The organism is Laspinema palackyanum D2c (assembly GCF_025370875.1).
In the GTDB taxonomy this organism is placed as follows: domain Bacteria; phylum Cyanobacteriota; class Cyanobacteriia; order Cyanobacteriales; family Laspinemataceae; genus Laspinema; species Laspinema palackyanum.
Genome location: NZ_JAMXFD010000002.1, coordinates 273,852 through 300,414 on the forward strand (window position 1 = coordinate 273,852; position 26,563 = coordinate 300,414).

The following is a 26,563-nucleotide window of genomic DNA, read 5'->3' on the forward strand; positions in this document are numbered from 1 at the left end:
TGAATAACCCTTATCACGAGAGAGTTTGAATGATGGAAACAGTTAATTTGAGATTAAAAGGAATGGGTTGTGCCTCTTGTGCAACCCAGATTGAACAAGCAATCCAAGGCGTTCCTGGGGTGGAAGAATGTAGCGTCAACTTTAGCGCGGAACAAGCGCGGGTGAAGTATAACCCCCGAAAAACGGAACTCGATCGCATCCAAATCGCTGTCTCTGATGCGGGATATACCGCTGAACCGATGCAAGAATTGGAGATGCGAGACATTGATGCGGAACAAAAATCCCGACAAGCGGAACAACAAGAATTACAACGCAAGGTAATTTTTGGGGGAATCATTAGCACAATTTTGGTGGTGGGTTCCCTGCCGATGATGACAGGAATTGATTTTCCCTTTATTCCCGCTTGGTTACATCATCCTTGGGTGCAATTTGCGCTAACGACTCCGGTTTTTATCTGGTGTGGCAAGTCCTTCTTTGTGGGTGCCTGGAAATCTTTTAAACATCATCATGCGGATATGAATACCCTGGTGGCGTTGGGAACGGGTTCTGCTTATCTCTATTCCTTGCTTGTGTCAATTTTCCCCGGATTTTTTACAATTCAAGGGGTGATGCCGGAAGTTTATTATGAAACTGCCGCCGTGATTATCACTTTAATTTTGCTGGGGTTATTGTTTGAAAATAGAGCCAAGGGACAAACTTCGGAAGCGATTAGAAAGTTAATGGGATTGCAGGCGAAAACAGCGCGGGTGATTCGCCAGGGTCAAGAAATTGATATTCCGATCCAAGAGGTTGGGGTCGGGGATGTGATTTTAGTCCGTCCCGGGGAAAAAATTCCGGTGGATGGGACGGTTTTGGAGGGTTCTTCCTTAATTGATGAGTCAATGGTGACGGGAGAATCGGTTCCGGTGAAGAAAGAAACCGGGGATGAAGTGATTGGCGCAACGATGAATAAAACCGGGAGTTTTAAGTTAAAAGCGTTGCGCGTCGGGAAGGATACGGTGTTGGCGCAAATTGTTAAGTTGGTGCAAGATGCTCAGGGGAGTAAAGCGCCGATTCAACGGTTAGCCGATCGCGTGACTGGATTTTTTGTTCCGGTAGTAATTGCGATTGCGATCGCCACCTTTGTCATCTGGTTTGCCATCATGGGAAATCTCACCCTCGCCATTATTACCACCGTCGGTGTCTTAATTATTGCCTGTCCTTGTGCATTAGGATTAGCAACACCCACTTCAATCATGGTGGGAACCGGAAAAGGTGCGGAAAATGGCATTTTAATCAAAAGTGCCGACAGTTTAGAACTTGCTCATAAAATTCAAACCATTGTCTTAGATAAAACCGGCACTTTAACCCAAGGTAAACCCACGGTAACCGATTATGTCACCGTTGGCGGTACTGCTCATAGTAATGAGATTAAATTGTTACGATTAGCAGCAGCAGTAGAAAGTAATTCTGAGCATCCTTTAGCCGAGGCAGTGGTAGACTATGCCAAAGCCCAAGGGGTAGAAATGCCACTTCCAGCCGTTACGAATTTTGAAGCCGTTGCCGGGATGGGAGTTCAGGCAATCGTCAGCGATCGCCTCGTCCAAATCGGCACTCCACGCTGGATGCAGGAATTAGGGATTGATACCAAATCCTTACAAACCTATCAAGAAAATTGGGAATCTGAAGCCAAAACTAGCCCTTGGATTGCCGTCGATGGACAAATTGAAGGAGTCTTTGGAATAGCAGATGCCTTAAAACCTTCTTCTGCCACAGCCATTCGAGGATTGCGCCGCCTGGGATTAGAGGTGGTAATGTTAACGGGAGATAACCAACAAACTGCCCAAGCGATTGCTAAAGAAGTGGGAATTCATCGAGTTTTTGCGGAAGTTCGTCCCGGGCAGAAATCGGATAAAATCAAAGAATTACAAGCGGAAGGTAAAATTGTGGCAATGGTGGGCGATGGGATTAATGATGCCCCTGCCTTGGCTCAAGCGGATGTCGGAATTGCCATCGGGACTGGAACGGATGTCGCCATTGCTGCCAGTGATATTACCCTAATTTCCGGTGATTTACAAAGTATCGTTACCGCGATTCAACTCAGTAAAGCCACCATTCAAAATATCCGCCAAAATCTGTTCTTTGCCTTTATTTACAATACCGCCAGCATCCCGATTGCGGCTGGCATTCTTTATCCCTTTACCGGATGGTTACTCAATCCCATCCTCGCCGGTGCGGCAATGGCAATGAGTTCGGTGTCCGTCGTCACCAATGCCTTGCGCTTACGCAAGTTTAAAGCCCATCATTCCTAGGTGAAACCCTCGGGAATTAAATCTGTAAATTCTCTTGACAACAGGCTGAAATTATGTTAAAAAAATCCCAAATTTGGCTACCTTTACTGGCAGTTGCCACAGTTTTGGCAACGGGGACAACGGCAAGAGTCCAAGCCATGTCAGAAATGCCCGGACACCCAAGAAATCCATCCCAGGGATTGCAAAAAATTGAACAACCCTTACCCGTAAAAGCTGGGGTGATGGGAGGAGGCGTTACTTTAATTGGATTAGAACTCTGGTGGTTTTTATTCAGTAAAAAGAAAACCGAATCGCCAATCGACGAGCAAGAAAGTTCCTAATCCCTAATCAATTCAGCGATCGCATCTTCCCTCTGGACACGGCACCCCCGTGTCCTTTCCTATTTCAACCCCAAACCCCACCTCAATCCTTTACAATAATAGACCTCTTGCAAAATACCGGATTGATCCCCCCAACCCCCCTTAAGAAGGGGGGCTTTAAAGAATTTTGCAAGAAGTCTAATATCTTCTAAGTCGTTCCCTCTGATGTTCGTAGTAACGACTTCAGTCGTTCCCTCTGATGTTCGTAGTAACGACTTCAGTCGTTCCCTCTGATGTTCGTAGTAACGACTTGCTGTCGTTCCCCACCCCATCTCTCTATCAATCCATGAACAATCATGCCTATCAATAAAGCCCGATTACGGAAACTGCACCGCATCCTGGCCCCGATCGCCATTTTACCCCTCCTCCTGACCGCCAGTACCGGAATCTTGTATCAAATCGCTGTAGTGAGGGGAAAGCGCACCCAATTTATGGGGTTACTCGACCTCCATCAGGGTATATTTGGGCCCCTAAACTTAGCCCCCGTTTATCCCCTTTTAAACGGATTAGGATTAATCACCCTTGCCGTTACCGGAATTATGATGTGGTTTCAAACTCGTCCAAAACGACAAAACCGAGCCTAAAAAACTCACTATTATCCCTTAAAATGCCAAAGAAAATATTAGGATAGAAACACAGATAGACATAAACCCAACTTAATCAACCCTAAAAAACCCTGAACAAATGAGAAAAAACTAAAGATTAAAACAACTCCACTCGAATCCTCCAAAAAACTCCGCTAAAATGAAACGTGCAACTCAAAAGAGCGATTGTGCGTCAATCACCGGAATATCAGGAGCGCAAGGGAAAACAAAGCCATTTATCTTTGCCCGCGCAGCCTTGAACCCCAGGTTGCGATCGCCCTGGCCAATTCCAATCCGGTGCATCTTCAGCCGTTTAGTCAGGTAGATGAAATTTCATCGCAAAGATCGCGATCTGCTATACCTTAAAAAGTGTTGACCTGAACCTGGAAGTATTGTTAAATTGCACGCCGAATCAAAAACTTATGGGAACTTTTCGATATCTGATGACTGTGGGTATGGGAACGCTAATCGCCTTAAGCGATATCGGCGCAAGTCTTGGACAGACTGAGGCATCAGGCGATCGCCTCCCCAGTCCAGCCCCAGAAACCGCCTCTCCCTCCGGGGAAACCCAGGACAAAACTGCCCCCAGAGAGGGTTTACAAGCCCAAGGGGTAACCCCCCCCGTAGAAAATGTGCCGGAGTACCTGACTCCTAACCCTAACCCCCTCCAGTTTCCGACGGAATCCGATGAAGTTGAGATTGTCGGCACCCAACCCTTGACCTTAGAACAGGCCCTGCAAATTGCGGAACAGAACAGCCAGCAACTGCAAGAAGCCCTCTTAACCGTGGACCGAAATCGCGCCGCCTTACGAGAAAGTCGCGCCGCCTTGTATCCCAACTTGAGCGTGCAATCGAGCCTATCGCGATCCAATTCCACCGGGGCCGATTTAGCCAATCAGCGACAAAGACAACAGTTAGGAGACAATGCCCCACCCCCAGAAGGCGGGAGCACCAGCTTAGATGGTGGCGTGGAATTAAGCTATAACCTGTACAATTCCGGGCGGCGATCGGGTCAGATTGGCTTGGCCGAAACCCAGTTACTCGTCAGTGAATTAGATCTAGAACGGGTGCTTGCTGACTTGCGCTTAGAGGTTCGCGAGGCTTATTACAACCTCCAAGAAGCCGATGACCAAATAGAAATTAGCCTCTCTGCGGTGCAAAGTTCCGAACAGAGCTTACGAGACGCTGAAGCCTTGGAACGAGCAGGATTAGGGACAAGATTTGATGTGCTCAGAGCCAGGGTCCAGTTAGCCGATGCCGCCCAAGCCCTCACCCAAGCGCGGGCCCAGCAGCGGATCCGTCGCCGGGAAATTGCGCGGATTTTAAACATTTCGCAAGTGGTGGATATTTCTGCTGCTGAACCTGTGGAAATTTCGGGGCTGTGGAATTTGTCTCTCGAAGATAGCATCGTCCTGGCGTTGAGAAATCGAGCGGAGTTAGAGCAGTTGTTGTTACAGCGGGAACTCACGGATTATCAGCGTCAGATTGCCTTGTCTGCCCTGGGTCCTCAAGTCAATTTATTTGCCAGCTATAACGCGGTTGAAGTCTTTGGGGATGATTTGAATTTGGCCGATGGCTACAACTTAGGGGGTAGGGTGCAGTGGAATTTATATGATGGGGGGGCTGCTAGAGCGCGAGCGGTTCAAGAGGAGCGGAATATTGAGATTGCAGAAACGCGATTTGGGCAGTTTCGCAACCAAGTTCGCTTACAGGTGGAGCAAGCCTTTTTCAACTTGCGATCGAACTTCGAGAATATCCAAACCTCTAATATTGCCGTGGATCAGGCGCGGGAAAGTTTGCGTCTGGCGCGGTTGCGGTTTCAAGCCGGTGTAGGGACTCAGACGGACGTGCTGACGGCAGAAACGGAACTGACTCGGGCGCAGAATAACCGCTTGCGGGCGATCGTCACCTATAATCGGGCATTAGCAGCGATGGAACGGGCGATCGGGAATGTGAATGAAAGCTTGATTTCTACGCCCTAAGTTCGCGCAATGGCCAACCTGGATCGGAAATCTCGGGGCAATTGGTGAATTGCCCCCACAGGATGCGGCCAGTCTTTACAGAAATTAACATGACGGTCTAAAATTTGAGAGGACCTAACATCGGCCCTGAGTCAGTGCCAAGGCTTGGCCTAATCCTGCACGACTCATCGGCCCCAATCGGTATCGCTCGATCGCAACTATGGAGAAGAGAAGTGCCTAATATCAAATTTGTGGATGAAAACAAGGAAGTAGTCGCGGCAGATGGAGCCAACTTGCGGCTTAAAGCCTTAGAAAATGGAATCGAACTCTACAAGTTTGTCGGAAAATTGATGAACTGTGGCGGTTACGGTCAATGTGGCACCTGCATTGTCGAAGTCGTCGAAGGCATGGAAAATCTCTCCGATCGCACTCCAGCAGAAAACCAAAAACTCAAGAAAAAGCCGAACAGCTATCGTTTGGCTTGTCAAACCCTGGTGAATGGCCCGGTGAGCGTCAAAACCAAGCCCTAACCCCCAAGTTGAATATAGGGTCCCCACACCGAGGATCTGGGTTGAAAGAATTTAGGTCGATCACCCTCACCGTAGTCAAGCAATAATGATATTCTGATCTTATTGAATTTTAAGATTGAAAAAATAGTGGGGTTCTATGCAAGTTAACGACCTAGGATTTGTGGCAAGCCTTCTTTTTGTGCTCGTCCCAGCCGTGTTCCTGTTGATCCTCTACATTCAAACCGCCAGCAAAAGCAAAGAGAGCTAAATTAACGGGCGGCTTTGTCTGGCACTCGGAACCGTTCCGGGTGCTTTCTTCAAGTTCTAACTCTGACAGTCGCCGGGAAGGGACGCGATCGCGTCCACGGACCGGCGAGGGTCTCCTGAATAAAAGGTGCCAAAACGCAACGTTCGGCACCTTTTTTATGGGAATTTCCGGGGGTTAATTAGGTAGAAGTCCGACCTAATAACACCGGACAGTTGGCATAAACCCGCACATAGTCAGACAGAGACCCTCCTAAGAGGCGATCGAGGTCCACAAAGCTTTTGGCAATGTTCGGACGGCGATCGGGAGAACCCAGCATCACCAAATCCGCGTTCAAATCATCCGCTAATCGACAAATTTCTTCTCCCGCTTTTCCTTTCGGGGTGTGGCAGCGATAGGAAATGCCATATTTCCGCGCCTCCGCCACCGCTGCGGCTAATACCGGGTCCTGTTCTGGGTTGTCCACAGGTTTTGACGAAACATGGACCAACTCCACCTGTCCCCCATCAATATCTTTGACCATCATTAGGGCCAAATCCAGACATTGTTTCGCTGAGTCGGATTTGTCCACGGCGACGAGAATGCGCTTAATTTTTTTAACGTAAACATCATCTTTGACCAGCAACATCGGACGGGACGCAAGCTGGAAGACGTACTGACTCACGGATCCTTCTAAAATTGCTTGCAACCGTCCCAAGGCGCGGGATCCAATCACGATCAGGTCAGCATTTTCTTCCTCTGCTACTTCACAGACGACGGTTTTCGGGTCTCCCTGCTTCAGACGGGGGTTAACTTTGCTCGGGTCGATATTCAAAAATTTGACCGCATCGGCGAGGATTTTGCCACCCTCTGCCAACTTATCCGCCATAGCATCAGCGGTTACTTCCGGGGCCACAACGTGCAGTACGGTCACGGAGGCGGTTTGAAACGAGGGGATGTCCATCAACATCTTGACCATCTCTTCACAGAGTCCTCGTCCTGCCACTGCCACTAATATTTTTTGGATCATAAGTTTAGCTCCTGGCTACAACAGCATACTATGTAGGGATGAATCCCTGAATTGATTCCGTTTCGGACACGCTCTATGGGTCGAGGTCAACGACCCCAGAGATTGCTCGATTTAGGTATTTCATCTTTAATAATGTAAGACTTATTACCTACTGAAAATTTGTAGAAATGTAGAGTTTTGGATCAATTTGTAACATGACTGAGGAAAAAGAGACACAACCCCAACTCCCCCCAACCCAGGCGATCGCCCGCCTGGGCGAAAAATCCCCAGAAGGATGGTTCGAGTACCCTGTCAGGGCCTATCCCCATCATACCGACTATGCGGGCATCGTTTGGCATGGCACCTACTTAACCTGGATGGAAGAAGCACGAGTCGAATCCTTGCGGGCGATCGGGGTCAATTTTGCCGATTTAGTCGCCCTGGGGTGCGATTTACCCGTGGTTGAGTTAGCCTTGCGCTACCACAAACCCATGAAACTCGGCACCCAGGCAGTCGTCAGAACCCGGATGCTAGAAATGGATGGGGTCCGCCTCAATTGGGAATATCAGATTCAGTCCCTCGATGCACAAGAGTTGTACCTCACTGGCGTGGTTACTCTCGTTACCGTGGATATCGAAAAAGGCCGCATCATGCGCCGCTTACCTGAATCAGTCAAAGATGCCTTAGTTAAATTATCCCGCTAGGGGAAAATGGGGGAGATAGTTTGTAGTAACGACTTTAGTCGTTTCCTCGTGACCGAAGCGGTAGCTTCTGTCACGCCCCTTTGGCAGATGGGCAAGATAGGGGAGAGGGAAGAGATAGTTTGTAGTAACGACTTTAGTCGTTTCCTCGTGACGGAAGCGGTAGCTTACGTCACGCCCCTTTAGATGCTTTGCCTCCCGTCCCCAAGCAGGCACTCCAGCCGCCAATTGTGCGTGTCACGGCTTCAGCCGTGACACGAGAGCAACGACTGAAGTCGTTACTACAAACTATCTCCCCAATCCTCCCCATCTCCCCCATCCTCCCCAAGATGATAAAATTTGGGTTACCCAACCCGACTGACCCCAACATCATGACTCGTTTACTTTACGAATATTCGATCGCCGATCGCGGTCACTTGATTATCCCTTATCTGTTTGGTAGCGTCCATAGCGACCCCATCTATTCCTATCACTTGCTCTCAGAATTAGGACATCGGGGTAATTTGCATAAGGCTCATAATCCGGCAGGCATTCATTCCAGTAGCCTCGAAGGGATTATTGCGATCGCCAAAGAACACTTAGACATTCATTCTGATGTCGAAGAAAGTCTGGACATCTTTAAACATCGCTATACCTATCGCGAAAATTTAATCATTATTTATCAAATGGCCGATAAGTTTTTTTACGACCACTATAAGCCGGATAATTTACAAAATGTCGCAGCACCTAAAATCTTCAAATCAGAACAAGCCTGTATTCAATGGGTAAAATCAGGACTCGATCGCCCCAATCAAGGCTCTAATGTTTTAGATTTTAGACGATAAGCCACTCTTTCTCTCTCAAAATAAAATAGCGGATGTTCACCCCGAAACGGGTATTCATCAGGTTTTTATGTAAATTGCAGATTGTTAACAATTTACCCCTCCACATACCATAAAGGATTCCCCCTGTCAATCTAAAAAAGGGGGATATTTTTTCATAAATTTAATCTTTTAAAGGTAAAATGCACATCAAGGGTAAAAAGTCAAGTTTAAAAAGATATGATAAAGATGTGAGCGGGCTCATGGTTTTTCCTTGCAAATACAGTACAATTCAAAAAACAGGGTTAAACAGTAAGAAAGCTCCAATCCTCACCCAGTCCACTTAGGACCCCTGCCGAGTTGTCAACCGAAACTTTTCCACGGGGATTGAGGAATTGGGTCCTTTATTCAGAAGCATCTCATCGGAATTAGTTGGATATTTAGGATTCAAAATAGAGGGAGAGGGACTAGCAGCGAACCCGAAAATGTAAGGATTCAATAATTACAAAACTGCATCCTGACTGTCATGGCATTGTCAACATTGCCCCTAATTTTGGCAGCATTATTCTAGGACACTCTACGCCATCACTGAGTGCCAATTTCCAATGGCTTGGGCCATCAATTCGACCTTGCCAGTTCAAATCCAATGAACTGAATTATTTCTTGTCAATGTTACCCATAGAAGAAGAAGCATTCCTATGATTACTCCGATTACTCAATTGACGATCGCCGGTGGAACAAACACCAATCATCAAGGACAGAGTTTTACCGCTACGGAAAATGGAACCCTCAATGAAATCGCTGTTTTTGGGAGCGGTATTTTTAACGGAAATTTATTAATTTACAACAGCGCTAATGGGAGTGGTGTTGGTTCCACCAAAGGCACGCCAGCTTACCAGCAAACGGGTTTAGTCCTCCCGGATGGCTTCGGTTGGAAAACCGTTAAATTGGATACGCCCTATACGGTAACCAGTGGACAAACCTATTCCGTTATTTTCGAGGGACTCGGGTCATTCTCTTATGCCGATAACAACCCTTATACGGGCGGTAGTCATATCTTTAACTACGGCAATGTGTGGGCCGAGCAAGATTTAGCGTTCTTCATCAATCCGCCAGAAATCGATATCAAGGGGAACAATATTTCGATCGCCAACAACGCTTGGTCCCCCTCGACGATGGACGGCACTGATTTTGGCTATACGACGGATATAGCCAGTCCAATCGTTAAAACTTTTACAATTGAGAACTTAGGTTCCAGTAATTTGAGCTTATCTGGTGGACCTGTGGTAACACATACCGGGCCAAATTCCCTCAATTTCACTGTGAAAACTTTAGAAGTGGATACCATTGGTGCCGGTCAATCTACCACATTTGAAATTACTTTTACCCCTTGGGTGAGCGGACCTAGCACGGCACAAATTAGTATAGGCAGTAACGACCTAGACGAAGCGAATTACACCTTTTATGTTCAGGGGAATGGACCGATAGGTCCAAATCCTTTGGATCCTGGGATGATGTTCCCACCGCCACCGCCACCGCCAGATCCGATCTTGACGCCGGATCCGATCTACCCAACCGAACCTGTGGAACCCGTGCCGACTTCCCCAACCCCCACAGATCCGATCTTGACGCCGGTGCCGATCGCCCCAACGGAACCTGTGGAACCCGTGCCGACTTCCCCAACCCCCACAGATCCAATCATCGGGACCGATCCGATCGCCCCAACCGCCCCAACCGCCCCCGTGGTGACGGACCCAACCCCAACGGCACCGATCGCCCCAACCGCCCCCGTGGTGACGGACCCAACCCCAACGGCACCGATCATTGGGACCGATCCACTTGTCCCCGCCATACCCGTGGTGACTTCCCCAACGGCACCGATCATTGGGACCGATCCACTTGTCCCCGCCATACCTGTGGTGACTTCCCCAACGGCACCGATCATTGGGACCGATCCACTTGTCCCCGCCATACCTGTGGTGACTTCCCCAACGGCACCGATCATTGGGACCGATCCACTTGTCCCCGCCATACCTGGGGTGACTTCCCCAACGTCACCGATCCTCGGACCCACTCCCACCGTCCCGGTCCCGGCACCCTCCGAACCCGCCGCACAAAATCCCCCCGGAGTCTTTGTCGTCGGCAACGAGGGTCAGATTAACGTAGAGTTCCTGTTTGACGGCAGTAGCAATATTGCAGAAATGGCTGTGTTCTCTGTAGAAGGGATGGAGAACCTGGCGATCGGATCTACGGAATATATGCAAGAAGCCGCAAGGCGGGCCTTAAGCCGCTCGTCCGAAGGTCATGTTGTCATCTCGGACCGTTGGCAAGGTGCTCGTTTCAGTGACACCTTCAACGAATTTCGGGACTTTAACTGGAATGGAGGCGCTTATCAAGGGCGTCAGAATTTCGACATGACACCGGGGACCAAATTCGCGATGATGCTTCTCCCCCACGGCACTGTGCAGGATGTGTTGAGCGACGCTAATCGCCTCCGAGGAGTCCGCGTTCCGCTGTTTTCCACTCAATCGACTCAGGGACAGATGGTGGATCTCACTGGAGAGGGTAACACCTTTGGTTGGGAAGATCAGCCCATTAATGGCAATAGCGCCCAGGCTCGCGACTACAAGGATATCATTGTCAAAATTGAGGGAGCTACCGGGGAAGCGTTGCCTGTGGATGACTTGATCGCTCCTTCCGGAGATTGGCGCAATCGTGCTCTAGGACAGAACATCGTCAATTATGCCCAAACGGGGGTATCTACGACTCCGGACCCGGGGTTTTTCTTTCCCCCGTTTATGCCGATGTTTTGGGGGTTCCAAGGGTGGGCAATGGATGGCTACATTGCCAATGCTGAGATCTTCTTTGATGCCAATAAAAATGGCCTGCGCGATGAGAACGAAGCCGTTGGTACAACGGACGAAAATGGACTGTTTAAATTTGAGGCATCCCTGGAAGCCTTTGATAGCAATGGCAATGGTAAACTCGACGCGAGCGAAGGTCACATTGTCGTGGTGGGGGGGATTGATACCGCCAATGGCTTACCCTTAGAAACACCGCTCAAAGCGACGCCCGATTCTCTGATGGTCAGTCTGTTAACCAGTATCACGGCGGATTTAATTGATGAGGGATTGTCTCCGTTTGAAGCGAATGACAAAGTAAAACAAGCGTTATCCTTGCCGGATAATGTGGATTTGAGTACCTTTGACCCGATCGCGGCGACGGAGCAAAACATCGCGGGGGGTGCAGCGATTAACCTGTCAATGGTGCAGGTGCAAAATTTAGTGACTCAGACGGCGGCTTTAATCGATGGCGCTTCTAGCTTGTCCCGAGCAGATATTGCGGGGATGGTTGTCAAAAGCCTCGCCAATAGTTTGCAGTCTGTTACCCGCTTTGATGTCACATCTAGCGCCCAACTCCAAACCGTGATAGAAGGTGCGGCGCAGAAGGTTCAAGAGAGTGACCCCTCTGTAAATTTGGATGAGTTACGAACAATGGCGTCATCCGCAGCGCAAGTGATGGCGGCGGCGAATCAGCAGATCGCCCAAGCGGTAGCGAATGGAGGGACGGATATTAATGGTGCGATCGCCCTGGTTCAAAAAGTCTCCCTTGATGGCACGACAAAAGACTTCTTGGCAGCCGGTTCCGGGGAATTATCCCTAGAGGAACTGGTAGCGAAGAATACCGGAGACGGTTTAACATCGCGGATTACCGCGATCGCCGAGACTGAAGCCTTGACCCAGAAGAATCAGACCCCTGAATTTAAAATCAAGCCAAGCGATCAAATTAACCCCCTCTCCAATCCGATTTTCCCAGGTTCATTAGTGGGGAGTTCTGAAGATGCAGAAACTCGTGGAACTCCCGAAAACACCACAAGTAGCGATCGCAATACTTCTCCCTCGCCAACCTCGGTCGATGTCGCTAAGACGCTGTTTGATGCCGACTACTATCTGGCACAGAATACCGATGTTGCCCTCGCCATTCAAAACGGGACTATCCCAAGTGCGAGCGCTCACTTTGCGGCCTTTGGTTTTGCCGAAGGACGGGCTCCGAGTCAGGTATTCGCTGAAACCTATCTGACACAAAACCGCGATGTAGCCCAAGCGGTTGCTGCCGGATCATTCGCCAGTGGGTTCGCTCACTTTGTCAAATTTGGCTTTGCCGAAGGTCGGTTCCCCAGTCCGTTATTAAAAGACTTAGAGACCTTGTATCTCTCCCAAAACCCTGATGCTGCCGAATCCGTCAGTCAAGGGACGGCTACCAACGGACTGGAACATTTGGTCATGGTGGGTCTTGCCGAGGGTCGCAATCCCTTCCCGGCATTTGAGGTTCTTGCTGCTACCTTTGACTCAGCATTCTACGCCGAACAGAATGCCGATGTCGTCGCAGCGGTAGAAACGGGGAGTTTCAAGAGTGTCTTAGAACACTTTGTGTTATTTGGCATGAATGAGGGTCGCAATCCCAGTCGCGGTTTTAGTAATAGCAACTACCTAGCGAATAACCTTGATGTTGCTCAAGCGGTTAACCAGGGGACTGTCCGGAGTGGGTATGCTCACTTGATGAGTCATGGATTTGCAGAGGGTCGCCTCAGTGGCACTCTCTCCACTAGCGGATTGCGGGGGTTGAGCCATTCAGGGAATCAGCCTAATCCGGTGGCAGATATTTTAACTGGAGAAGCGATCACCAGTGAGTTGATTGGCGGTAGCCGATTGGATACTTTTGTGCTAGGAAATGCCAATGAGGTATTTTATGGCAATTTCAGCGAGCAGGGTGCAACGCGGATTGTCAACTTTAACCCGACAGAAGATTTCATCCAGTTGCCGGGTTCCGCGAATGACTATCAGTTAGTTCCGACACCTGCGGGGATGCCAACTGGAATGGCAATTGTCCAACCCCAGGGCGATCGCACCGAATTGATTGCTTTGGTTCAAGATGTGGAATCTCTGAGCTTACAGGAGAGTTACTTTAGTTTCGTGTAAGGCAATTCTGTCAGTTGATACCCGGATTTGTTATTAGGTAGAGTCTTCAGCGGGAATTCATCTGAATTCCCGCTTCTTTTTTTGTGATTAACTCACGGGTTCAAACACCATTTTCGGCACTAAAACCCAGTCGCCATCGGATGATTCAATCTCGCTAATCCCCAAAAATGTCCCATCTTCTCCATAAATCCGCAGAGGTGACACAATTTCCCCTAACTCCGCGAGGGGAATCCGCTGACCTTGGCACCAGCGACGACCATCGCTAGAATTTAAAGGAATCTGACTTAAATGGGCTAATACCGTATGCGGTGGGATGAGTTGAAATGTCCCCTGACTGGTTTGAGTTTCGATGTCCTCAAAGGTTAAACTCTCTTTCAATGATAACCCACAGCTTTCGGTTCGGGTGAGATGTGCGAGGGTTCCGCCGGTTTCCAAGATTGCACCCAGGTCCCGGGCGATCGCCCGGATATAGGTTCCGGGTCCACAGGCGATCGCCAGGTCGATTTCTGGAAAATCCCCCTCTCGCCAGTCCAACACCTGGATATTATGGACCTCTACCACACGACTCGGGACTTCGACGGTTTCCCCTGCTCTTGCTAAGTCATACAACCGCTTCCCTTGCACCTGAATCGCACTGTAGGCAGGAGGAATTTGGGTAATTTTCCCCAAAAATTGCGGTAATTGCGCCTCAACCTGTTCCCGGGTGAGTTGGGGAACTGCTGCCGAGGTTACGGTTTCCCCTTCTAAATCATCGGTGGTGGTGGTGATACCCAGACGCACGGTTGCGTGATAGGCTTTCTCTTGGCGCAGGTATTGCAGTAGGCGCGTTGCCTTACCCACGGCGATCGGTAGCACTCCCGTTGCCGCTGGATCTAAGGTGCCACCATGTCCCACGCGCTTGGTTCGCAACAGTCGGCGAATCCGGGATACGCAGTCATGAGAGGTCATGCCAGGGGGTTTGTTGAGATTCAGAAATCCTTCCACAGTACCTTTAAAACATTCGGGGGTTCTGTTGCATTTTATCCAGATCAGGACTCATTTTTACACCTTTATTCCAATTGTTCTGCTGCCACCGAGGGTTTTGGAGTGAGGAGTAAATATAACGCCGGAACCACCAATAAGGCGATCGCCGTAGAAGCGGTTAATCCAAACCCGATCGCCGCACAAAGGGGAAACCACACCGGGTCACTAAATGCCAAGGGAACAACGCCGCCAATGGTGGTTAAACTGGTGGATAATACGGGACGGAGGCGATCGGCAGCACCTTGAACGGCTGCCATTTGAATCGTCATACCGCGATCGCGATAGGTATTCATGGTTTCCACCATGACGATCGCATTATTCACCACAATTCCCACTAAAGAAATAATCCCAATCACCGCCGGAAACGAAATCGGAATCCAAGCTAGGAAAAACCCGCCAAAAGTGCCAATTAACCCAAAGGGAATCGTCAGCATAATAATAAACGGTTGGGTAAATGATCCAAACTGAATCACCAACACCGCAAACACTAGGAAAATCGCGACTCCGGCCATTTGTTGCGCGGAACCAAAGGTCTCACTCTGAGTCTGTGCTTCTCCTGCGAACTCATAGTCATATCCTTGAGGCCATTGACGGCGCATTTCATCAATTTTAGGCTGAAAATCCCCTAAAATTTCTCCCACAGTCCGGTTGTCTGTCTTCGCCAAAACCGTGACTGTGCGCTGAGTATCTTGGTGGACAATGGATAACGGCGCTTCCCCGAATTCCGATTCTAGCACTTGAGCGGCAGACAAGGTGCGATCGCCTGCAAATAAACGAATGGTCTGAAGTTCGTCCTGGCGCGTCGGACCACCGACTGCACCGCCTCGCGACGGCCAAGCCGTACTCAGCCTGATTTCTAGGTCTTCCTCACCCCCACCAATGGGAAAACTACCAATTTCGTTATCGGTCATGGTATAGCGGCCTTGCTGCGCCAAATCATCGGGATTTAAGCCATAAAAATTCATAGCTTCCCGTCGGGGTCGAAACTTGATATCTGGACGCAAGGCCCCCAGGTCGTCTCGCACATCAGTAGTCCCGCCAATCTGGCGCAGTGCCAGTTGCACTTCCCCAGAAATCCGGCGTAATTCGGTCATATCCCGTCCTTGAATTTGAATGGCGATCGGGTCTCCTCCTTCCCCGGTACTTTCGGTATTAACAACGAGGGAGGCCCCGGGATATTTGCGGATGAGTTGGTCTAATTCCTGGCGCAGTTGGCGATCGTATTCAAAGGAATAAAGTTCGCGATCGGTTTTGGGGGTGAACATGGCTGAAAACCCGACTAAATAGTTACCTTGGTTGGGTTTCATGCCACTTTCCGTCACCAAATTACTCCGCTGTCCCACAAATTTAATCATGTTGGTAAGGTAGTCTTTCTCCCGCAACACTTCTCCGATTTCATCTGCCACCTGTTGCGAGGTATCCAAGGTTGTAGTCGGAGGTAATTCCACATTGATACTCATTTTGAGCTTGTCCGAGTCGGGAAAGAGCGTTCCGGGAACCGTTCCAACTAAAATGAGAGTACAGACAAATAAACTGACTGCGCCTAACACCCATAAACTGGCGGTTCTCTTGTTCCGAACCGTGGTTTTTAAGCTCCATTTCGCATAGCGTTGGGCGGTGGCTTCATTCAGTTTATCAATAAAGGTTTTTTTGCCTTTACCTTTGATATTTCCCAGTAAGAATCTTGAGAGGGGAACATCAATGAGTAAGGCGATAATATAGCTGAGAACCAGGCAAGTAATGGCACTAATGGGAATGAATCGAATAAATTTACCCATTGTGCCGCTAATTGCCATTAAGGGTGCCATTGCTAAAATGGTCGTCAACTGGCCGGAAAATGCGGCTAAAGCGTAGGTTTTGACGGTAGAAAGGGCGGCTTGATTAAAGGTGAGTCCGCGCACAAAAATCCCTTCATGCAATCCTTCCATCATCAGAATGTAAACATCAACGAGCAATCCCAAGGCCAAAATCATGCCGATTGTGACCATTGTATTCAGGGTTTGTCCGCCGATCCAAAGAATGGCGACTGCACCCATAAAGGTCAGGGGAATTGACAATCCTGCAATTAACGCTTCCCGCCAACTTAGGGCAAAAAACAAGATAACAAACACCACAAGAATCCCTTGCCAGCAATTATTAAAGAGCCGCAGTAAGTCTTCTTTAATGGTTTCCGCGTCGGAGTTGATGACCCGGTATTCTAAGCCATAAGGCCAGAGATTGGGGTTTTGTTGCGCTAAATCTAAGGCAGCAATGGAGTCTTCCACAACCTTAATGGTATCGGACCCAGGAACTTTGACCACATCAACGTTAATCACGGGTTCAAATTCGCTGCCATTCCAACTGAGAAAGGCGCGATTTTTTTCCCGTTCTAAATCTCGCCGCACTTCGGCAATTTCTTTGAGACGAACCACCCGACCATCGGACCCGCCTAAGCGCGCGACGGGCAAATCCTGGAGGTCTTCCACGGAGCGAAATCGGCCATATAAACGCACTTGAGTACCTATGCGATCGCTCTCTACCTGTTCCCAAGGCATATCAATGTTACCTTGTTGGATCGCACTGCTGACTTGGGTAGGAGAAATCCCCAGAGTGGTCAGGCGTGAGGGGATTAACTGCACATGAATGACTTCTTTGCGTTCTCCTCCGAGTTCCACCTTTCGCACGTTGGGGACTTTTTCTAAAATATCTTTGATATCTTCCCCTGCATGACTCAGGACCGCCATATCGAGATTCCCAAATAAGCCAATAGTGAGAACGGGAGTATCTTGGACGGAGATTTGTTCGACTTTCGGCTGTTCCGCATCTCGGGGAAGTTCCGGTTTTGCTTCATCGACTTGAGCGCGCAGCAAGGCGATCGACTCATTGACGGGGGCTTCTGCGCGAAATTCCACCACAATTCGCGATCGCCCGTCATAAGAAGCACTACTAATTTCTTTTAACCCCTTCAGGGATTTAAGCTTTGTTTCAATTTTGTCCGTAATCTGATTTTCAATGGTTTCAGGGTCTGCACCGGGCCATATTGTTTCAATACTGGCGATCGCTACATTAATATCCGGATCCCCTTCTTTCACCATCGAAGCAGCACCAATCACCCCCCCAATCAACAGCAGGAAACACAGCAAAATCCCAAAAACCGGCTTTAAAAAGAAGAATTTAGTCACCGGAGATGCCTTCTGAACATCAGGAATCTCAAATCGTTGTGAGTCATCATCTTGAGGCAGTTGCGGTGGTAAAATAGTTTCTGTCATGACATTTATTATACTTAAAGAGCTAGTCTGTCATTTCAATCCTTCCAGTCCCCTCCCCTTGGTAAGGGGAGGGTTAGGGTGGGGTTCCGAAACCCAAACGTGAGAATCTCCATCAATCCAAAACCTCCACAATCTCCACCGGAGCACCATCCACCAACCGATTACTCCCCTCAGTTACCAGTAACTCTCCCGGACTCACCCCTTCAACAATTTCCCGGTGAGAAATTCCTTCAATGCCGAGGGTAATTTTGCGTTGTTCCACTCGTCCCGTTTCCGGGTTGGCGACAAAAACATGAGGTTGGCGATCGCGAAATACAAACGCCTCAAACGGTGCAGTAGTAGCATTGGGATTTTCCTCCACCGCAATCCAGGCCGACACTCGCGACCCATGCCGGAGATTCTCACTTCCTTGCTTAATTCGCATCGTGACAGACATCGCTCGCCCTCCCGGTGTCACTGAAGGACTAACCGAAAACACCTGTCCGGCTGCTCTCGCCAGTTTCGTCAGTTCATCGCTGGTCATTTGTCCGGCAGATGCCGCGCTCATATCTTCATCTAAAACAATATAAACCCGTTGTCCCGGTCTCACTCGGTCCCCTTCAAAAGCCGGGAGTTCTACATTGACCTCAAATTCTCCCGGATCAATGACAATCATCGGCACCCGTTCCACAATGTTCTGATATTCCCCACTCGGTTGGACCCGCTGAGGTGACCAATAATCTCCTTCGGTGATATTCAAATAGGCCAAAACGCCGTCAAAGGGGGCATAAATCGCACTATCTTCTAAGTTGACATCGGCCCGAGTGACCTGAGTCTGCGCCGAGGCAATCCCCGCATCTGCTGCATAAATTTGGGCTTGTGCGGACTGAACTTGTCCGGCTACTGCCTTAACTTGGCTTTCGGCGGCGCTGATTTGACTGTGAGCCACGGTGACTTGACTTTGTGCGACAGCAATTTCTTGTTCCCCGGCAGTGACTTGGCTTTTCGCCACTTCTACATCCTGGAGTGCAGCGCTCACTTGGCTTTTGGCGGCTTCAACTTCTTTTTGAGCGGCGATAATTTGACTGTTGGCGGCTTGGATTTCTTGCTCGGCGGCTTTCACTTCATTTTGGACCGCATTTAACCCCGATTCGGCATTTTGGCGTCGATTGGTATAAACATCCAAATCACTTTGAGAAATGACCCCTTCTTGATATAATGTTAGACGCCGCTCTTGTTCTTTAATGGCGAGGTCGCGATCGGCTTGGGCTTTTTGAAGATTGGCCTGGGAACGGGCTAAATTAGCGAGGGTTTGTCCCTGTCGCGCTTGAGCTTGGGAGACGTTGGCTTGGGCTTGTTCCACTTTGGCTTCGGCTTGTTGTACCCCCACTTGGGCTTGTTGGACTCGCGATTGGATTTGAGCCAGATTCGCCCGCGCTTGTTCTACTTTAGAGCGGGACTGTTCTAACAAGGCTTGGTTTTGTTCCACTCCGGCTTTTGCCTGTTGGAGATTGGCTCTAGCTTGGTCCAGGTTAGCCAGGGCAACACTGCGCTGGGTTTGGGCTTCGGCGGTTCCCGCTTGAGCTTGGGTGATATCGGCAGTGAGTTTGCGATCGTCTACTTTGGCGAGTAATTCCCCTTCCCGCACGCGATCGCCTTCTCGCAAATCTCGCCCTTCTATTTTTTTAATATAAGTAATCGTTCCCGGCACTTCAAAAGTGAGGTGCTTACTTCGCACCGCAGAGGCAAACCCATCACTAAAAACCCAGGCTTGAATGGGGGCCGACTGCGCCGGAACCACCCGCACCGGCAATCCCGCTGGTTGTACCTCCGTCGGGGTGGCTTCCTCGGCTTCGGCTTGAGTATTCAACCGCATGGCTCCCACGGTCCCAAGCCCTGCGATCGCCGCGAACAACATCATGAATCCTAAACTTTTTTTAAGCCAAGATAAAGGTAATTTTCGTCTGGATTGGTCCGATTTTTGGCGAGTTTTCCCTCCGGCATCGGGTCCGTTCGGTTGGGCAATTGCTCCGGACTGGGCAACGGGGAGCGACAAGTTTAGCCCCTCCATATTTTCTAAGCGATCAATCATCCTTGGCTCTCCATTAAATGGGTGGATTTGCGTTCAGCCTATTCTTGAAAAATAGGCAATTTGTGGGGGTGTTAATTTCAATTTTTGACGCTGACTTTAACTCAATTAGGATTAATATTTGGCCTCTAGCGGAGCTAATGCCTTGAGAAATTTCTGGATAATAGTCGGGATTCCCTGGGTTGAGGATGACTCGCCGCTTTCGGAAATTTTATAAGACTGGGTAAAGTGGAGTCCGATTTATCGAGATATGAGGTAAACTCAATCCGGTTAATTTTTATATGCGTGGGCAATTCAGGCGTTTGTTCTTTAAATGGCAATCGCAAAAATTACTCAGGTTTGGGAAAGCCTGTACCTAGACAGATGCCGACTCTCATTCCTGGGTCACTTACTGCGCGATCGCAAGCGGGTCAACTTCCACTCTGGGGTAGGGTTTCCTGCCACAGGTGGGCGATGCCGATGAAGACGCGAGTTCATGCTCATGTTTATAATAATACGAGTAACTGCTCATGTTTGTCAACGCTCTGGGGGAAAAATGGAAGAAGAATTCTCAAAAGTAGAAGGGATGAGGCGTCAACCGCAGCAGATGCGGGCGATTAAGCGCGTGAATCAGATCCTAGATGCGGCAGAAGACTTGTTTGCCGAAGTCGGATATGAAGGGGCCACCACCAATGCGATCGCCGCCCGCGCTGGGACCTCCATTGGCTCCCTTTATCGTTTTTTTCCCGATAAAGAATCTATTCTCAAAGCACTCGCCACCCGCTATTTAGATCAAATGCATGAAATGTTTTTCCAGTTACATTCCCCCGAAATGGCAACCTTACCCCTAGAGGTTTATATTGAACGAGTAATGAACGCATTTGATGAATTAATCAGTGCACATCCTGGCTATCGAGCCGTTTTTTTCAAATCCCGCGCCGCTTGCCCAGAAGTCCAAGAAATGGATTCGGATTTGTGCGCTCAATTTGCCGGTAAATTAGCAGAGTTTTATCGATTAAAAGCGCCCCATCTTGATGCCTCCACTGGCGAACTCATCGCCTTGGTTGTTGTAGAAGCAGTCCGCAATTTGCGGAGACTCTCTCTGACCCGAGATGACCCATTTCAGCACCGAGTCACTCAGGAAATTAAAAAACTATTATTGGCCTATTTGCAGCCTTATTTAAGTTAAGAAATGGGGGAGATAGGGAGGATGAGGGAGATGTTTGTAGTAACGACTTCAGTCGTTGCTCTTGTGTCATGGCAGACGCCATGACACTTACCATTCTGGGATTAAGCACCTGTTTTGGGACTGGAGCGATCGCCTCCAAAGGAGCGCGTGACTTGGCGTGACGCCAAGTCACGCGGTAACGACTGAAGTCGTTACTACGAACATGGACCCCATCCGCCCCATTCACGCAATCCCCGTTTCCTTAAGAAAAATTTTCAACTCAGGGGATCCCAAAAGGGGGCGATCGCGATTAAAATCTTGTGTAGATCTACCCGAGGAGTTAACGCAATGGAGTCTCTTGCATACATCCATCTTGCTGAAGCCTATAATGAACCCTTAGAAATCCCCTCAATCCAGGTAAACTGGCCTAAGAAAGGCTGGGGAAACCGGATCGGAGCACTTGCCCTGGGTGCCGTCACCTCCTTCCTGGCAATGGGTTCTCCCGCAGTGGCGCTGATTCGTCCTGGAGATGCCGGTTCAGAAATTACCCAACTGCAATATCGTTTGCAGGAACTGGGCTATTTTACCCCTGAAAAATCCGGTTACTATGGCGACTTTACCAAACACGCCGTCATGGAGTTTCAAGCCAAAAACGGATTAACTCCCGATGGAATTGTTGGTCCCCAAACGAAAGCTGCCCTGGAAAAAGACTATCCCCAAACTCCAGAACCAACCACTCAGCCAACAGTCCGAATCGGCACTACTGGCGGAACGGTTTTAAGAGTACAACGGCAGTTAAGCTCATTAAAATACTTCGATTACCAGAAAATGGATGGTGTTTTTAATGAAGAAACTGAAGCAGCTATTAAACAGTTTCAAAAAGACTACGGTTTAGAAGCCGATGGTGTTGTGGGGTTAAAAACTCACACAGCCCTCCGCAACTATACTGGCTTATAAGGGGATTGCAAAAAATATAATCATCCAGATGTTCGTAGTGACTCTTTGAGGAGTCATGTTTAAAGAAACCCCTAAAGGGGGGACGTTGAACGTTTTGGCGGTTTTATTTTTGGGAGTTCCCTAAATCCGTTCCCAATTCCTGACAGGAGTTACGCCTTCGGGTATGGCGCACGCCTCTGTGCGCCAAATTTCTCACGGATAAAAGTCAGCCTGATTTTAAGTGGAAGGGTCTTGAAAACTGGAGGGACTGTAATACCCACAGCGTTCTTGAATAGAGGCGATCGCATCCAATAAATATAAATCTCCCGTGGTGAATAAATCCTCCCACAACAGCGGTACAATTTCTCCTTCTCCTACCTGGGCTAACACTTCCGCGACCTGTTGACGCACTAAACTATTTCCTTCCTTCAAGGTATAGAGTAAGGCTTCGACTGCTACAGAATTCCCTAGATTTCCTAATGCTTCTATTGCCGTTTTTCGCACGGAATAAGTATTATCAGTTAAAGCGACATTTAGCAAAGATTCTACGGCCCGATCCGACCCTATTTGGCCTAATATTTGAGCGGCTTTTTGCCGAACAAAGCTCGAACTATCTGACAGATTTTCGAGGATTTCATCTAGGGGTTTAAATAGCTCGATCGCTGAGTTTTGGTCATTCCCACCCAGGGGCGCGATCATCGCGGCATGGATGCGATCTAACCCTTGCTGAGCGCGGAGTTTCACCCATTCATTCGGGTCTGTTAAGGCGGCAGTGAGGGCATTTTCCGCCGCAGTCGTGCCAATTTCCCCTAGGGCGATCGCCGCACTTTCTCGGACTAAATACTGGGGATGATTTAACGCCGAAATCAGTTGATCAACCACTGAATTCTGAGCAATTTTAGCTAATCCATAGGCGGCGCGAGTGCGAACAAATTCGTGAGAATCGCCTAAGGTATTCAGCAATGCTACAATGGTTTCTGCATTGCCAATTTCTCCTAAGGCATCCGCTGCCGCAATCCGGATATTGGTGGCCGAATGATTTAATGCAGCCAAAATGGTATCAAGGGCTGGCCGATCGCCCAGTTTCCCCAAGGCGATCGCCACACTCCACCAAGTGGGCGAATAATCTTGATTAGAAAACACTCTTTTAAGCGCAGTAATCGCTACCGGCGTGGCAATTTTTCCCAGGGCTTCTGCTGCACTTAAAGGTACGGTGCGATCCGAGTCTTCTAAGGCTAAAATCAGCGCATCAATTCCTGTACTATACCCCAAATTACCCAAAATTTCTGCGGATTTTTGGCGAATGCTGGGCATTTTATCATTCAGTCCTTGAATCAGCGGAAATACCACGGCTAATGAGGCGATCGCCCCTAACGCTTCTACTGCATTTTCCCTAAGCCGATAATCCGGCTCATTTAAAGCTTGTTCTAAATAGGGAATTGCAGAATTAGAACCACTGATTCCAAACAGTCGAATCTTCAACTTAGGTGGCAATACCTGGCGATCAAGCAATTCTAATCCTTCTTCCTGAAACGGTGTTTTAACCGAACCCGCTAGTTTTGTCCCCAGTTGTAAATCCAGTTCAAAGCCTAATTTCACCATCCGAATGGCTTCCGTGCGATCGGCCACCTTTGCCAGCATCTTCGCAATGGAATCAGTCCATTGTAAGCGGTTGAGATAGTCGCGTTTTAGAGTTTCATCACTCAAATACGGAAGCTGGCTTAGGAGAGTTTGAGCAGATGGCATATTGGTCAACACTGATGGTGGGGCCTGGAGTGAATGGAAAAGAGTAATAGAAGACTTCAAAAAAAGTGATTAAAGTTAGCTTATTAAGTCTATCCCTTTTTCGCATCTAACCGCCGCTAAATAGAACACAAAATTGGCTAATTGAACCCAAAGTTTTCAGCCGAGGGCATTTGGGTATCTATTAAATAATCGGGCAAGCTACAGGATTTGGGTACGAGAATGGTTGCTAATTGGGGATTCGTTTGTGAAAAAACCAGACTTCTAACCTAAACGCGACGGACTTTTCGGGATAAACAGAAAAAGACTGTAACCCTAAACTTGAGCGTGAAAGCCGTTGGTGGCAATTGCAGGTATCCTGGAAAGTTGATGGCGATCGCCCCAGATGAAACGAACCCGAGGACAAAATTAATGACCCTGATTTTAACCAACGATGATGGAATAGAAGCCCCTGGTATTCAAGCCCTTCTGAATGCCGTGGGCGATCGCAAAACCGTGATGGTGGCACCCCGAGAGGGATTATCGGGATGTGGTCATCAGGTGATTACCGATCGCCCCATTCACGTTGATCGCCGGTCCGCCAGGGAATATGCGATCGGTGGAACCCCTGCCGATTGTACTCGCATCGCCCTCTCTTGTCTCTGTCCCGATGCCGCTTGGGTCCTCTCGGGGATCAACAATGGCGGGAATCTCGGCATCGATGTTTACCTCTCCGGAACCGTTGCCGCAGTCCGAGAAGCTGCCATCCACGGCATTCCCGCCGTCGCCATTTCTCAATATCGCAAAGGCGGACGCCTGGTGGAGTGGGAACGAACCACCCAATTGGCGATCGCCGTCTTGCAGGAATTATTTGATCGCCCTCTTGAACCCGGCACCTTTTGGAACGTGAATCTCCCCTTTCTTGAACCCGACGAACCGGAACCGCAGATTGTATTTTGTCAACCCTCGACTCAACCTCTGCCGGTTAAATATCGCATCGAAGACGAGTATTACTATTATGAAGGGGTTTACGGCTTGCGCGATCGCACCCCCGGTACCGATGTCGATGTCTGCTTTTCCGGGAATATCGCCGTTACCCTTTTGGGATTGTAGGACGACTGCAAACAAAAAAGGGCAGTCTCTTTCTACGGTACAATAAGCCTTGACAACAAAAAAGAGTAACAATCATGCGGATATTAATGATGGGTGGTACCCGGTTTATCGGGGTTTATCTCACTAAAATTTTAGTTGAACAAGGACATTCCGTTGTTCTTTTCAATCGCGGGAATAAACCCGCCCCAGTGGAGGGAGTCGAGCAAATTCACGGCGATCGCACCGATGAATCTCAACTCAAAGAGAAACTCGCCTCCGAACAATTTGATGCCATTTTCGACAATAACGGACGGGAACTCAGCGATACCAAACCCCTGGCTGATTTGTTTAACGGCAAAGTTAAACATTTTGTATATATGAGTTCGGCAGGGGTCTATCTCAAGTCCGACCAAATGCCCCATCGAGAAGGGGATGCCGTTGACCCGAAGAGTCGGCATAAAGGCAAAAACGATACGGAAACCTATCTTTCCCAGCAGGGATTACCGTTTACGTCTATTCGTCCGACCTATATTTATGGGCCTCAGAATTATAATCCCTTAGAAGGGTGGTTTTTTGACCGGATCGTCCGCGATCGCCCCATCGCCATTCCCGGAAATGGGTTTCACATTACCCAACTCGGTCACTGTTACGATTTAGCCAATGCAATGGCAGCAGTCCTGGGTAATGAAACGGCGATCGGGCAGATTTATAATATTTCCGGCGATCGATATGTCACCTTTGACGGATTAGCCCGCGCCTGTGCAGAAGCAGCCGGAAAATCCGAGGTAAAGCTGATTCATTACGACCCCAAACAATTTGATTTTGGCAAACGCAAAGCCTTTCCGATGCGGGTACAACACTTCTTTGCAGATGTCAGTAAAGCCATGCAAGACCTGAATTGGCAACCCCAATTTGACCTAGTTTCCGGGTTAAAAGATTCTTTTCAAAATGATTACTTAGCCAACGGTGCAGACAAAGCAGAAATAGACTTTTCGGTAGATGATGAAATTATCAATACCCTAAGTTAATGCCGAGTTTATGATGTTCGTAGTAACGACTTGCTGTCGTTTCTTTCTTAAGTTCCTAGTAACGACTTGCTGTCGTTTCTTTCTTAAGTTCGTAGTAACGACTTGCTGTCGTTTCCGGGTTCGGAGTATCAAGATAAACCGACGGGAATTTAAAGGATCTTTTAGCAATGCCGGTTGTGACTACTGGAGATAACGACTGAAGTCGTTACTACGAACACCGCAGCGAACGACTGAAGTCGTTACTACGAACGGGGAATAAATAAAAAAATAGAGGTGTATTTATTACACCTCTATTACCGAATTATTAATCGTAACTCAGTAATATATGCGGAGCATTTTATTGTTCCATGAGTTGTTCTAAGCGGGTTCTGACTTCTTGTTGAAGTTCGGGATTTTTTTGAATGGCACTCCCGATTTCATTCAGGCGTTCCATATTGAGTCCAAGACTGGCGATCGCTTGCTCTTGTCTCGCCTGAGACTCCTCTTGAATTTGCTTACCTTCTTCCATGATTTGAGCAAATTTTTGCTGTTCTTCTGGAGAAATATTGAGTTCTGATTGAGCGGCAGGATTACCTTGTCCTTGAACGGTAGCTTGATAAATTTCTGCAAACCGTTCTTGGCTAAACCCTTGACCTTCGATGGTTTGTACTATTCTTTCTTGAAACTGTTGCTCAATGGTCAACAGTTGGAAGATAGCCCGGGAAAACTTATCAAGTTCTTCATCATTAATTTGAGAGGAATCTAAAGTTTCCATCGGAGTCTGTGGCGAGTTTTCCGGGGTTTGTGCGTAAGCGGGTGGGAGCATTCCAATCAGCAGTAATACCACTATGGAACTCGCAGTTAAAACTCGTTTTAACATTTC

At 48.6% G+C, this 26,563-nt stretch carries 19 protein-coding genes; 13 read left to right on the forward strand and 6 right to left on the reverse strand.

Translation table 11 applies throughout. The features are described from left to right. Positions 1–32 precede the first annotated feature (32 nt). The 6 genes from NG795_RS03925 (at position 33) to psbM (ending at position 5,972) form a co-directional block, all read left to right on the forward strand. Positions 33–2,291, forward strand: a complete 2,259-nt coding sequence (locus NG795_RS03925) for a heavy metal translocating P-type ATPase (RefSeq protein ID WP_367287591.1) — start codon at positions 33–35, stop codon at positions 2,289–2,291. Positions 2,292–2,344: 53 nt separating this feature from the next. After that, positions 2,345–2,611 carry a hypothetical protein gene (locus NG795_RS03930; protein WP_367287363.1) on the forward strand — a complete coding sequence of 89 codons (267 nt, stop codon included), beginning with the start codon at positions 2,345–2,347 and terminating at the stop codon, positions 2,609–2,611. Between the two features lie 335 nt (positions 2,612–2,946). Then, positions 2,947–3,234 (forward strand): PepSY domain-containing protein, encoded by a 288-nt coding sequence (locus tag NG795_RS03935; RefSeq protein WP_367287364.1) that lies wholly within the window; start codon positions 2,947–2,949, stop codon positions 3,232–3,234. A gap of 422 nt (positions 3,235–3,656) precedes the next feature. Beyond that, a complete protein-coding gene (locus NG795_RS03940; RefSeq protein WP_367287365.1) occupies positions 3,657–5,216 on the forward strand; it encodes a TolC family protein in 1,560 nt (519 codons plus the stop codon). A 212-nt stretch (positions 5,217–5,428) separates the two neighbouring features. Next, positions 5,429–5,725: a 2Fe-2S iron-sulfur cluster-binding protein gene (locus NG795_RS03945; protein ID WP_367287366.1), complete on the forward strand. Its 297-nt coding sequence runs from the start codon at positions 5,429–5,431 to the stop codon at positions 5,723–5,725. 136 nt (positions 5,726–5,861) lie between these two features. Then, positions 5,862–5,972, forward strand: a complete 111-nt coding sequence (gene psbM / locus NG795_RS03950) for a photosystem II reaction center protein PsbM (protein ID WP_015147816.1) — start codon at positions 5,862–5,864, stop codon at positions 5,970–5,972. A 178-nt stretch (positions 5,973–6,150) separates the two neighbouring features. Here the strand turns inward: psbM and NG795_RS03955 are convergent, their stop codons facing one another. Beyond that, the gene (locus NG795_RS03955; RefSeq protein ID WP_367287367.1) at positions 6,151–6,978 is read right to left on the reverse strand and encodes a universal stress protein; all 828 of its coding nucleotides are present in this window, start codon (positions 6,976–6,978) and stop codon (positions 6,151–6,153) included. A 194-nt stretch (positions 6,979–7,172) separates the two neighbouring features. Here NG795_RS03955 and NG795_RS03960 point away from each other — a divergent pair, with 194 nt between their 5' ends. The 3 genes from NG795_RS03960 to NG795_RS03970 all read left to right on the forward strand — a co-directional run bounded on the left by NG795_RS03960 (position 7,173) and on the right by NG795_RS03970 (position 13,437). Next, positions 7,173–7,661 (forward strand): acyl-CoA thioesterase, encoded by a 489-nt coding sequence (locus NG795_RS03960; protein ID WP_367287368.1) that lies wholly within the window; start codon positions 7,173–7,175, stop codon positions 7,659–7,661. Positions 7,662–7,909: 248 nt separating this feature from the next. Continuing rightward, entirely contained in the window at positions 7,910–8,482 is a 573-nt protein-coding gene (locus NG795_RS03965) for a hypothetical protein (RefSeq protein ID WP_367287369.1), read from the forward strand. 674 nt (positions 8,483–9,156) lie between these two features. Then, positions 9,157–13,437 carry a choice-of-anchor D domain-containing protein gene (locus NG795_RS03970; protein ID WP_367287370.1) on the forward strand — a complete coding sequence of 1,427 codons (4,281 nt, stop codon included), beginning with the start codon at positions 9,157–9,159 and terminating at the stop codon, positions 13,435–13,437. Positions 13,438–13,524: 87 nt separating this feature from the next. Here NG795_RS03970 and truB read toward each other — a convergent pair whose 3' ends face one another. The 3 genes from truB to NG795_RS03985 form a co-directional block, all read right to left on the reverse strand. Then, the gene (truB, locus tag NG795_RS03975; RefSeq protein WP_367287371.1) at positions 13,525–14,421 is read right to left on the reverse strand and encodes a tRNA pseudouridine(55) synthase TruB; all 897 of its coding nucleotides are present in this window, start codon (positions 14,419–14,421) and stop codon (positions 13,525–13,527) included. Between the two features lie 65 nt (positions 14,422–14,486). Beyond that, positions 14,487–17,708, reverse strand: coding sequence for an efflux RND transporter permease subunit (locus tag NG795_RS03980; protein WP_367287372.1), 3,222 nt, complete (start codon positions 17,706–17,708; stop codon positions 14,487–14,489). A gap of 112 nt (positions 17,709–17,820) precedes the next feature. Continuing rightward, positions 17,821–19,779 carry an HlyD family efflux transporter periplasmic adaptor subunit gene (locus tag NG795_RS03985; RefSeq protein WP_367287373.1) on the reverse strand — a complete coding sequence of 653 codons (1,959 nt, stop codon included), beginning with the start codon at positions 19,777–19,779 and terminating at the stop codon, positions 17,821–17,823. Between the two features lie 478 nt (positions 19,780–20,257). On the opposite strand from NG795_RS03985, the gene NG795_RS03990 reads away from it, so the two are divergent. Beyond that, entirely contained in the window at positions 20,258–20,944 is a 687-nt protein-coding gene (locus NG795_RS03990) for a TetR/AcrR family transcriptional regulator (RefSeq protein WP_367287374.1), read from the forward strand. A gap of 327 nt (positions 20,945–21,271) precedes the next feature. Beyond that, the gene (locus NG795_RS03995; RefSeq protein WP_367287375.1) at positions 21,272–21,880 is read left to right on the forward strand and encodes a peptidoglycan-binding domain-containing protein; all 609 of its coding nucleotides are present in this window, start codon (positions 21,272–21,274) and stop codon (positions 21,878–21,880) included. A 216-nt stretch (positions 21,881–22,096) separates the two neighbouring features. Here NG795_RS03995 and NG795_RS04000 read toward each other — a convergent pair whose 3' ends face one another. After that, the gene (locus NG795_RS04000; RefSeq protein WP_367287376.1) at positions 22,097–23,605 is read right to left on the reverse strand and encodes a HEAT repeat domain-containing protein; all 1,509 of its coding nucleotides are present in this window, start codon (positions 23,603–23,605) and stop codon (positions 22,097–22,099) included. 408 nt (positions 23,606–24,013) lie between these two features. Here NG795_RS04000 and surE point away from each other — a divergent pair, with 408 nt between their 5' ends. Both surE and NG795_RS04010 read left to right on the forward strand, forming a co-directional pair. Further along, positions 24,014–24,694: a 5'/3'-nucleotidase SurE gene (surE, locus tag NG795_RS04005; protein ID WP_367287592.1), complete on the forward strand. Its 681-nt coding sequence runs from the start codon at positions 24,014–24,016 to the stop codon at positions 24,692–24,694. Positions 24,695–24,768: 74 nt separating this feature from the next. After that, on the forward strand, positions 24,769–25,701 hold the full coding sequence (locus NG795_RS04010) for an NAD-dependent epimerase/dehydratase family protein (protein WP_367287377.1): 933 nt from the start codon (positions 24,769–24,771) through the stop codon (positions 25,699–25,701). 337 nt (positions 25,702–26,038) lie between these two features. Here the strand turns inward: NG795_RS04010 and NG795_RS04015 are convergent, their stop codons facing one another. Beyond that, positions 26,039–26,560, reverse strand: coding sequence for a DUF4168 domain-containing protein (locus NG795_RS04015; protein WP_367287378.1), 522 nt, complete (start codon positions 26,558–26,560; stop codon positions 26,039–26,041). Positions 26,561–26,563: the final 3 nt, after the last annotated feature.

Excerpts from the sequence above, each read along its gene's own strand:
- NG795_RS03995 (WP_367287375.1), top strand. The coding sequence starts at position 21,272 with ATGGAGTCTCTTGCATACATCCATCTTGCTGAAGCCTATAATGAACCC.
- NG795_RS03955 (WP_367287367.1), bottom strand. The coding sequence starts at position 6,978 with ATGATCCAAAAAATATTAGTGGCAGTGGCAGGACGAGGACTCTGTGAA.
- NG795_RS04015 (WP_367287378.1), bottom strand. The coding sequence starts at position 26,560 with ATGTTAAAACGAGTTTTAACTGCGAGTTCCATAGTGGTATTACTGCTG.
- NG795_RS03940 (WP_367287365.1), top strand. The coding sequence starts at position 3,657 with ATGGGAACTTTTCGATATCTGATGACTGTGGGTATGGGAACGCTAATC.
- NG795_RS03980 (WP_367287372.1), bottom strand. The coding sequence starts at position 17,708 with ATGACAGAAACTATTTTACCACCGCAACTGCCTCAAGATGATGACTCA.
- NG795_RS03925 (WP_367287591.1), top strand. The coding sequence starts at position 33 with ATGGAAACAGTTAATTTGAGATTAAAAGGAATGGGTTGTGCCTCTTGT.
- NG795_RS04010 (WP_367287377.1), top strand. The coding sequence starts at position 24,769 with ATGCGGATATTAATGATGGGTGGTACCCGGTTTATCGGGGTTTATCTC.
- psbM (WP_015147816.1), top strand. The coding sequence starts at position 5,862 with ATGCAAGTTAACGACCTAGGATTTGTGGCAAGCCTTCTTTTTGTGCTC.
- NG795_RS03935 (WP_367287364.1), top strand. The coding sequence starts at position 2,947 with ATGCCTATCAATAAAGCCCGATTACGGAAACTGCACCGCATCCTGGCC.
- NG795_RS03990 (WP_367287374.1), top strand. The coding sequence starts at position 20,258 with ATGTTTATAATAATACGAGTAACTGCTCATGTTTGTCAACGCTCTGGG.
- NG795_RS03985 (WP_367287373.1), bottom strand. The coding sequence starts at position 19,779 with ATGATTGATCGCTTAGAAAATATGGAGGGGCTAAACTTGTCGCTCCCC.
- surE (WP_367287592.1), top strand. The coding sequence starts at position 24,014 with ATGACCCTGATTTTAACCAACGATGATGGAATAGAAGCCCCTGGTATT.
- NG795_RS04000 (WP_367287376.1), bottom strand. The coding sequence starts at position 23,605 with ATGCCATCTGCTCAAACTCTCCTAAGCCAGCTTCCGTATTTGAGTGAT.
- NG795_RS03970 (WP_367287370.1), top strand. The coding sequence starts at position 9,157 with ATGATTACTCCGATTACTCAATTGACGATCGCCGGTGGAACAAACACC.
- NG795_RS03930 (WP_367287363.1), top strand. The coding sequence starts at position 2,345 with ATGTTAAAAAAATCCCAAATTTGGCTACCTTTACTGGCAGTTGCCACA.
- NG795_RS03960 (WP_367287368.1), top strand. The coding sequence starts at position 7,173 with ATGACTGAGGAAAAAGAGACACAACCCCAACTCCCCCCAACCCAGGCG.